Source organism: Pseudarthrobacter sp. R1 (assembly GCF_024494415.1).
GTDB lineage: Bacteria > Actinomycetota > Actinomycetes > Actinomycetales > Micrococcaceae > Arthrobacter.
In genome coordinates, this window is the sequence record NZ_JAMKFI010000001.1 from 354,875 (window position 1) to 363,643 (window position 8,769).

Below are 8,769 nucleotides of genomic sequence, written 5' to 3' on the forward strand. Positions count from 1 at the left end.
ATGACGAACTACATCCTCAAACGCTTGGGACAGGGCCTGCTCACCGTGTTCCTCACGGTGTCCACCGTGTTCATCCTCATCCGCATGGCCCCCGGCGATCCTGCCGTCTCCTACGCCGGCCCGCTGGCCACCTCGGAGCAGCTCGCGAAGGTGCGGGAGCAGTTCGGCCTGGACCGTCCGGTGCTGGAGCAGTACTGGATCTTCCTGCAGCAGCTGTTCACCGGCAACCTGGGCCAGTCCTACTCCTTCCAGGCCCCCGCCATGCAGGTGGTGGCCGAGCGGATGCCCTACACGCTGACCCTCGCGACGGCGTCCATCCTCCTCACCGCCGTGGTGGCCATCCCGCTGGGTGTGTGGATGTCCCGACGCCCGGACACCGGCAAGGAACTCGGCGTGAACGTGCTCACCATCGCCGGGCAGTCCATGCCCGACTTCTGGACCGGCATCATGCTCCTCACCGGCTTCGCCGTCCTGATCCCGATCTTCCCGGCCTCCGGCTTCGCCACCTGGGGCGGACTGGTCCTCCCCACCATCACCATCGCCATCCTGCAGATCGCCCTGATCTCCCGCATGGTCCGGCGCGAAATGACCACCAACCTGGCAGCCCCGTTCCTCACGGTGGCCCGCTCCCGAGGCGTCCGCAGCTCCGCCCTCACGTGGCGCTACGCCATGGGCAACTCCGCCATCCCCGTCTTCACCGCCCTCGGCACCCGCTTCGCGGCGATGCTCAACGGCGTGGTGGTGGTGGAAGTGGTGTTCGCCTGGCCCGGCGTTGGCTCCCTCATTGTGCGGGCCCTCGAAACCCGCGACTACCCCCTCATCCAGGCCACGGTCCTCCTCACCGCGCTGCTGGCGGTGGCTGTCCAGCTGCTCATCGACCTCGCCTACCCGCTCCTTGATCCCCGCGTTCGTCTTGGAAAGGCGGCAACAGCATGAGCCTCGACACCGCAACCCCCACTCCCGGCGGAGCCGAAAACACAGTCCGGCAGCCCAGCCCCAGCGCCGTCACCAAGGCGGACATCGCCAAGGCAGGCGCCACCCGCCGTCGTAATGCCGCGAAGTGGAAGCTCATTGTGGGCACCATCTGCACGCTGCTGGTAATCATCCCCATCATCCTGGCCCAGGTGCTGCCGCTGCCGGACGCCAACTTCCAGGACCTTGGTGCCCGGCGCCTCCCGCCGCTCACGGACGGACACCTGTTCGGCACCGACCAGCTGGGCCGCGACCTCCTGTCCCGGGTGCTGCACGGCGGCCAGGTCTCGCTGACCATCGGCCTGCTGGCCGTGCTGGTCTCGGGCGCCATCGGCATCATCCTCGGCGCGGCCGCCGGCTATTTCGGCGGCTGGGTGGACACCATCGTCTCCCGCCTCCTCGAAGCCCAGATGTCCCTGCCGCTGCTCATGATGCTGCTGTTGGTGGTGGCCCTGTTCGGCCCCTCCATCCCGGTGATCACATTCGTGATCGCCATCGCCCAATGGCCCGAAGTTGCCCGCCTCACCCGCTCCATGGTGCTGGTGGAACGCGAAAAGCCGTACGTCTCCGCCGCGCGGATCCTGGGCCTGCACAAGATCCAGATCCTGATCCAGCACATCATCCCCAACGTCATCAAGCAGGCAACCCTGGTGGTCCTGCTCCTGCTGGCCCAGGCCGTGCTGCTCGAATCCGCATTGTCCTTCCTGGGTGCCGGCCCGCAGCGGCCCTTCGCCACCTGGGGCCGCATCATCTCCGACGGCCAGGACTACATCACCACCTCCTGGTGGATGGTCACCCTGCCCGGCCTGGTGATCGTGCTCATGGTGGTGGGCGTCAACCTGCTGGGCGACGGCCTCCGCGACCGTCCCCGCCGCAAGAAGAAGGGTGCCTGACATGACTACTGCTACCTCTTTCAAGGAGCAGCCGCTGCTGGAAGTCCGCGACTTCCAGGTGGAGCTGATCACCGACGCCGGCATCATCCGGGCCGTTGACTCCGTCAGCTTCAGCATCCACCGGGGCGAGACGGTCACCATCATCGGTGAGTCCGGTTCCGGCAAGTCGACGACGGCGATGGGCATCCTCCGCCTGCTGCCCGAGGACCTGGCGGTACTGTCCGGCACCGTGCTGATTGACGGCGTCGACATCAGCGCTGACCCCAAGGCCATCGACAAGGTGCGCGGCAAGACCCTCGCCCTAATCCCGCAGGACCCGATGACAGCGCTGAGCCCTGTCCACTCGATCGGCAGCCAGCTGTTTGAGGCCATCCGGATTGCCGGTGCTGCCTCCGCCAAGGATAAGGGTGCGCTGCAGGCCAGGGCCATCCGGCTGCTGGAACAGGTGCACATCCCCACCCCGGAGAAGCAGCTGAAGAAGTACCCGCACCAGCTCTCCGGCGGCATGCTGCAGCGCGTGCTGATCGCCATCGCCCTGGCCAGCGAGCCGCAGCTGCTGGTGGCGGACGAGCCGACGTCTGCCCTGGACGTCACCGTGCAGGGCGGCATCCTGGACCTGCTGCTGGAACTGCAGGAACAGCGGGGAATCGGCATCCTGATGATCACGCATGACCTCGGCGTGGCCCGGCTGATCTCGGACCGCATCCACGTGATGAAGGACGGCAGCTTTGTGGAGTCCGGCGAGGTCCAGCAGATCGTGGACCACCCCGCCACCGAGTACACCCGGGACCTGCTGGCCGCCGTGCCGGTGCTGGGGCCGTGGGATGAAACACCCGCTGCCCCCGCTGCTGGCCGCCGTTCCGCCGGCACACACCCCGCCGGATCCTCAGCCACCTCTGACCCAGCCCTCACCCAGACCGGAGCAAAGCCATGACGAAGCCGTTCCTCGCCGTCGAAAACCTCGTGGTGGACTACCACGTGCCGGGCGGCACCTTCCGGGCCGTGGACGACGTCTCCTTCTCCGTGGACAAAGGCAAGACGATCGCCGTCGTGGGTGAATCTGGCTGCGGCAAGTCCACCATCGCCAAGGCGCTGATGCGGCTGGTCACGCCCACCAGCGGGCGAATCGAGCTGGACGGCACGGACATCGCCGCCATGAGCGAAGCCAAGCTGCGGCCGCTGCGCTCCAAGTTCCAGATGGTGTTCCAGGACCCGTACGGCTCGCTGGACCCGCATATGACGGCGCAGGAGATCGTGGCCGAGCCGCTGAAGCTGCAGGGCGTCCGGTCCAAGGCGGAGCGGCACAAGGCGGCGGCGACGCTGATCGACCAGGTGGGCCTGCCCGTGAAGTCCCTGGACAAACACCCGGCGGAGTTCTCCGGCGGCCAGCGCCAGCGCATCGGGATCGCCCGGGCGCTCGCCTCCAAGCCCGAACTGCTGGTCTGCGACGAGGCCACCAGCGCGCTGGACGTTTCCGTGCAGGCCCAGGTGCTGCGGCTGCTGAAATCCATCCAGGACGAAACCGGCATCACCTACGTGTTCATCTCGCACAACCTCGGCGTGGTGCAGGAGATCAGCGATAGCGTCATGGTGATGCAGAAGGGCAAGCTGGTGGAGCATGGCTCCACGGCGTCCGTCCTGACCGCCCCCAAGGAGGACTACACCCGCAAACTCCGCCGCGCGGCCCTGGACCCCTCCACCATGACGGGCCTCAAGCCCCGCCACCTGGTCCGCTCCCTGGCGCTCGCTAATCAATCGAACTAGCCCAACCAGTCCAACTGACCCTTTCCGAAGAACGCAACCACGAGGAATCACCCATGAGCATGCAGCCCGAAGGCGCACAGGTGGACGGCCTGAAACTTCCCATCTCCCGCCTGGTCCTGGGGACCATGACGTTCGGCGACACGGTCGACGAGGCCACTGCGGGGCGGATGGTGGAGGAGGCGCTCGACGCCGGCATCACCACCATCGACACCGCCAACGCCTACGTGGGCGGGGTGACCGAGGAGATGCTTGCGCGCCTACTGAAGGGAAAGCGCGACGGCGTCGTCCTGGCTTCCAAGGCGGGCATGCCGCATGCGGACGCCGGCTCCAATTCGCCGCTTTCTCCTGCCGCGCTGCGCGCCAGCGTGGAGGGGAGCCTGCGACGGCTGGGCACGGACAGCATCGACCTGTTCTACCTGCACCAGCCGGACCGGGCCACGCCGCTGGCTGAGACGTTGTCCACCGTGGCCGAGCTGGTTGCGGAGGGGAAGGTCGGCGCGCTTGGCGTGTCCAACTTCGCCGCCTGGCAGATCGCCGACGTCATCCATACGGCGCGGGAAGTGGGGGCGCCGCAGCCCGTCGTCGCGCAGCAGCTGTACAACCTGGTGGCACGCCGGCTGGAAGAGGAATACCTCGAGTTTGCCGCCACCCACAACGTCCACACCATGGTCTACAACCCGCTGGGCGGCGGGCTGCTGACCGGCAAGCACAGCTTCGACGCCAAGCCCACCGAAGGCCGCTACGGCGACTCCAAGCTCGCCGCGATGTACACGCAGCGGTACTGGGACAAGCAGCTGTTCGACGCAATTGGGGAGCTGTCCCGCATCGCTGACGGTGCCGGTGTTTCGCTGGCCGAGTTGTCGCTGCGCTGGCTCGCATACCGGCCCGGCGTTGGATCGATGCTGCTGGGCGGGTCCAAGGTGGAGCAACTCCGGGCCAACATCGCCGCCGTGGCCAACGGGCCGCTGCCGGCGGACGTTGTGGAAGCCTGCGACGTCGTCGGGACCTCGCTGCGCGGCCCGATGCCCGCCTACAACCGCTGACTTCTCCTTACTAACCGAACCGACTTCTTTCCTGACCGACTCTGACTGAAGGACTCTGATGACCTCCGACCTGGCCCTCGAATTCGCCCGCAAGATCCGCGCCCGTGAACAGGCGGTGGGCTACTGGGCAGTGCTGGACGCGCCCGTGGCCACCGAACGCATCGGCCGGCTCGGCTATGACTACGTGGCCCTGGACGCGCAGCACGGGCTGCTTGGCTACTCGGGCGTGCTGAACGGGCTGATGGCCATCGACGCCGGGCACACCGCCGTCGGCATGGTCCGTGTGGAAGCCAACGACTTCACCGCGATCGGCAAGGCACTCGACGCCGGCGCGGTGGGCGTCATCGTGCCGCTCATCAATAACGCCGAGGACGCTGCCGCTGCCGTGGCCGCCGCCAAGTACCCGCCCCTGGGCGGCCGCTCCTATGGACCGATGCGCTCGGCGCTGCGGATCGGGCCGAAGCCCGCCGATGCCAACGCCACCACCTTGGTGTTCGCCATGATCGAGACGCCGGAGGGGTTGGCCAACGTCAAGGAAATCTGCGCCACCCCGGGCCTGGATGGCATTTACGTTGGACCTTCCGACCTGTCGATTGCCGTGGGCGGGGCTTTCCCCGGGGATCCCGACGTAGAAAGTGAATTCAACGCAGCCCTCGAGACCATTGCCGAGGCCGCAGCCTCCGCGGGCATCGCCGCCGGCATCCACACCCCCGCCGGCACTGTTGCTAACCAGCGGCTGAAGCAGGGCTACACGTTCACCACCATCGCCTCGGACCTGACGCACCTGGAACAGATCGCCAAGTCCCACCTCGACGCCGCTACTTCCAAGGACCAGTAACCATGACGAACACCACCACCGACTCGTACAGCACCATCACCCCGAACGGCCAGGTGAAGCGGGCCGACGGCGCCGACTACGCCTACCTGCCGGCCCCCACCGTGCAGAGCCACGCGGCCAACCTGCTCACGCTTCCGGACGGCCGGCTGGGCTGCGTCTGGTTCGGCGGCACCCAGGAAGGCGTGCCGGACATCTCTATCTGGTTCTCCGCCCTGGAGCCGGGCAGCAGCCAGTGGTCCGAACCGCAGCAGCTCTCCGACGATTCCACCCGCTCTGAGCAGAACCCCATCCTGTTTACCGCCCCGGACCAGACGCTCTGGCTGCTGTACACCGCGCAGAAGGCGGGCAACCAGGACACCGCCGAGGTCCGCCGTCGTATTTCCACGGACAGCGGCCGCACCTGGGGTGACGTGGAAACACTGTTCCCCGCCAACGAAACCGGCGGTGTGTTTGTCCGCCAACTGCCGGTGGTGCTGCCGTCCGGCCGCCTGATGGTGCCGATCTTCCGCTGCATCACTACACCGGGGGAGAAGTGGGTGGGCAACAGCGACGACAGCGCCGTGATGATCTCCGACGACGCCGGCGCCACCTGGACCGAGCACGTCCTGCCCGGCAGCCTGGGCTGCGTCCACATGAACATCCAGCCCGTGGCCGACGGTTCGCTGCTGGCCCTGTTCCGCAGCCGCTGGGCCGACTCGATCTACGAATCCCGCTCCACCGATAGCGGCTCCACCTGGAGCGAGCCGGTCCCCACCGAGCTGCCCAACAACAACTCCTCCATCCAGTTCACCGCGCTCGCCGACGGCCGCCTGGCCCTGGTCTACAACCACAGCCGGGCGGGGGAGAACACCGAGCGCAGGCTCTCCCTCTACGACGAGATTGACGACGACGGCCTGGCCGAGGAGCAGGGCCAGCTGGCTGAGCCGGATGCTGCCGCGGTTGCTGACGACGGTTCACGGAAGGCTTTCTGGGGAACGCCGCGCTCGCCGATGACGCTGGCCATCTCCGAGGACTCCGGCCGTTCGTGGCCCATCCGCCGGAACCTGGACGTGGGGGACGGGTACTGCCTGTCCAACAACTCCCGCGACGGCCTCAACCGCGAATACTCCTACCCGTCCATCCACCAGGGGCCGGACGGTTCCCTGAACATCGCGTACACGTACTTCCGGCAGGCCATCAAGTTCGTGCGGGTTGACCCGCAGTGGGCCTACGAGGGCACAACTACTCCTGGTGGGGACGAATGACAGGACCCTCAGTGCCTGAACAGCTGCACGCCGTTGTCACCGGCACGAGCTCGGGAATCGGCAAGGCGATAGCTGAGCGGTTACTCGCTGACGGGTGGCGGGTGACCGGGCTGAGCCGGACCGAGTCGTCCCTGGACGGGAAGTTCGAGTGGCTGCAGGCCGACCTCTCCGAGCCGGAATCGCTGGATAGTGTGGTTGGGGCCATTGCGCCGGCCGACGCCCTGGTGCACGCCGCCGGGTTCCAGCGGACCGCGCCGCTGGGGGAGCTGGATCCCGCGGCGTTCGCGGGGATGTTCGCTGTGCACGTGGCGGCGGCTTCCGTGTTGGCCAATGCCTTGGTGCCGTCCATGCCCGACGGCGGCAGGATCGTCCTGCTGGGCAGCCGCACCTCGACTGGTTCGCCGGGCAAGAGCCAGTACGCGGCGACCAAGGCTGCGCTGATGGGGCTCGGCCGGACGTGGGCGCAGGAGCTCGCGCCGCGGGGGATCACCGTCAACGTGCTGTCGCCGGGTCCCACCGACACCCCGATGCTGAACGACCCCGGCCGGGCAGCAACCCCGGTGCGGATGCCGGCCCTCGGTGCCCTGGTGGATCCGGATGATGTGGCCGCCCTAGCTGCGTTCCTCCTTGGCCCGCACGGCAAATCCATCACCGGCCAGAACTACGTCATCTGCGGAGGCGCCTCCCTCTGACCCCACGCCCCCTAGGACGCTCTCTCATTTAATGCGGGTTTTCGTGCAACGCTCTCTCACTCAACGCGGCCTTCCTCGGGACGCCCCATCGTCTGATGCGGTTTTCCCCTGAACGTGCAGCGTGCATGGCGAACCCAGCGCGAAGGGCCGGTTAGATTCCTGCACGTTTGTGCAAGCATTCCTGAGTGGCCGTTCATTGTCCTTCGGGCGGCAGCCGGCTACTCACCAGTAACAATGCACCGTCTGGCTACGAGTACCAAGAGGGGGAGGCCCGCGCCCTTGGAGCAAATTCCGCCGCACGTTTGTGCAGTCCACGTCCACTGCAACGGCGGTGCTGCCAGCATGGAAAACCCGGCCGGTGCTAATACGGCGCTACAAGTCCACCAGCACCGGCCGCCCCTGTTGGCACACAAACAAAGAGGTTTCCATGTCACTGCTTACCCGGGTCCTGTCCGCCGCCGCTGCCGCCGTCCTGCAAACCCAGCGCCGAACATCCTTATCCGGTCATCCTGGTGCCGGGAACCTTCGAGAGCATGGAAAAGAACTGGTCAACGCTGTCTCCGTACCTCAAGAGCGCCGGCTACTGCGTTTTCGCCCTCAATTACGGCGAGACGAACGGCGTGTACGCGACGGCGCCGGTGGCAGAATCAGCCAAGGAGCTGGCCCCCTTCGTGGATGCGGTCCGGACTGCCACCGGCGCCAAGAAGGTAAACCTGGTGGGCCACAGCCAAGGCGGCATGATGCCCCGCTACTACATGGGCTTCCTCGGCGGCGCGAAGTACGTCAATCAGCTCGTCGGCATCGCCCCTTCCAACCACGGCACGGAAGGCCTGATCGTCCCGCCCCCGAGTTTCGTCGAGGATCCCGATTTCGCCGGTCTGGGCTGCGCTGCCTGTGCCGACCAGCAGGCAGGCTCCGTTTTTATGCAGAAGCTCAACTCCATCGGTGACACAGTGAGGGGACCGTCCTACACGGTCATCTCCACGGTCTACGACGAAGTGGTCATTCCCTACAACAGTCAGTTCCTGGCAGGTCCGGCCCGGCAGGTCACCAACATCACCATCCAGGACAAGTGCCCGGCAGATGTCTTTGAACACGACCAGACGCCGAACGATCCCGTAGTGCACCAGATCGTAGCCCATGCCCTGGGCAATCCTTCCGGCCCGGCAGACCCCGCCTACCAGCCCGCCTGCCTCTAGCAGCGGGAAAGGCCCTGTCCTAAAGCCCGACGGCGGACCTGCGACCCGGCGATCTCTCGCTGGGGAGGCAGCGGGCGCTTTAACTCATCAATTCGGAATCAAAACAGCTCCCCCAAGCCTGCGG

8 protein-coding genes and 1 pseudogene are annotated in these 8,769 nt (G+C 66.7%); all 9 read left to right on the top strand.

Annotated features, from left to right (window positions below; all coding sequences use genetic code 11):
* Positions 1 to 936 carry an ABC transporter permease gene (locus M8J71_RS01520; protein ID WP_256246250.1) on the top strand — a complete coding sequence of 312 codons (936 nt, stop codon included), beginning with the start codon at positions 1 to 3 and terminating at the stop codon, positions 934 to 936.
* Positions 933 to 1,865 carry an ABC transporter permease gene (locus tag M8J71_RS01525; protein WP_256246251.1) on the top strand — a complete coding sequence of 311 codons (933 nt, stop codon included), beginning with the start codon at positions 933 to 935 and terminating at the stop codon, positions 1,863 to 1,865. Before M8J71_RS01520 ends, M8J71_RS01525 begins: the two co-directional genes overlap by 4 nt.
* Before the next feature lies 1 nt (position 1,866).
* A complete protein-coding gene (locus M8J71_RS01530; protein ID WP_256246252.1) occupies positions 1,867 to 2,799 on the top strand; it encodes an ABC transporter ATP-binding protein in 933 nt (310 codons plus the stop codon).
* Positions 2,796 to 3,629, top strand: coding sequence for an ATP-binding cassette domain-containing protein (locus tag M8J71_RS01535; RefSeq protein WP_256246253.1), 834 nt, complete (start codon positions 2,796 to 2,798; stop codon positions 3,627 to 3,629). The genes M8J71_RS01530 and M8J71_RS01535 overlap by 4 nt, the downstream gene beginning before the upstream one ends.
* Positions 3,630 to 3,682: 53 nt before the next feature.
* Complete coding sequence (locus tag M8J71_RS01540; RefSeq protein WP_256246254.1) at positions 3,683 to 4,672, top strand: aldo/keto reductase; 990 nt, start codon at positions 3,683 to 3,685, stop codon at positions 4,670 to 4,672.
* Between the two features lie 58 nt (positions 4,673 to 4,730).
* Positions 4,731 to 5,510, top strand: coding sequence for an HpcH/HpaI aldolase family protein (locus tag M8J71_RS01545; RefSeq protein ID WP_256246255.1), 780 nt, complete (start codon positions 4,731 to 4,733; stop codon positions 5,508 to 5,510).
* Between the two features lie 2 nt (positions 5,511 to 5,512).
* A complete protein-coding gene (locus M8J71_RS01550) occupies positions 5,513 to 6,754 on the top strand; it encodes a sialidase family protein (RefSeq protein WP_256246256.1) in 1,242 nt (413 codons plus the stop codon).
* Positions 6,751 to 7,446 (top strand): SDR family NAD(P)-dependent oxidoreductase, encoded by a 696-nt coding sequence (locus M8J71_RS01555; protein WP_374114791.1) that lies wholly within the window; start codon positions 6,751 to 6,753, stop codon positions 7,444 to 7,446. Before M8J71_RS01550 ends, M8J71_RS01555 begins: the two co-directional genes overlap by 4 nt.
* A gap of 470 nt (positions 7,447 to 7,916) precedes the next feature.
* Positions 7,917 to 8,645, top strand: a pseudogene (locus tag M8J71_RS01560) (esterase/lipase family protein); the annotation flags it as partial.
* Between the last annotated feature and the right edge of the window lie 124 nt (positions 8,646 to 8,769).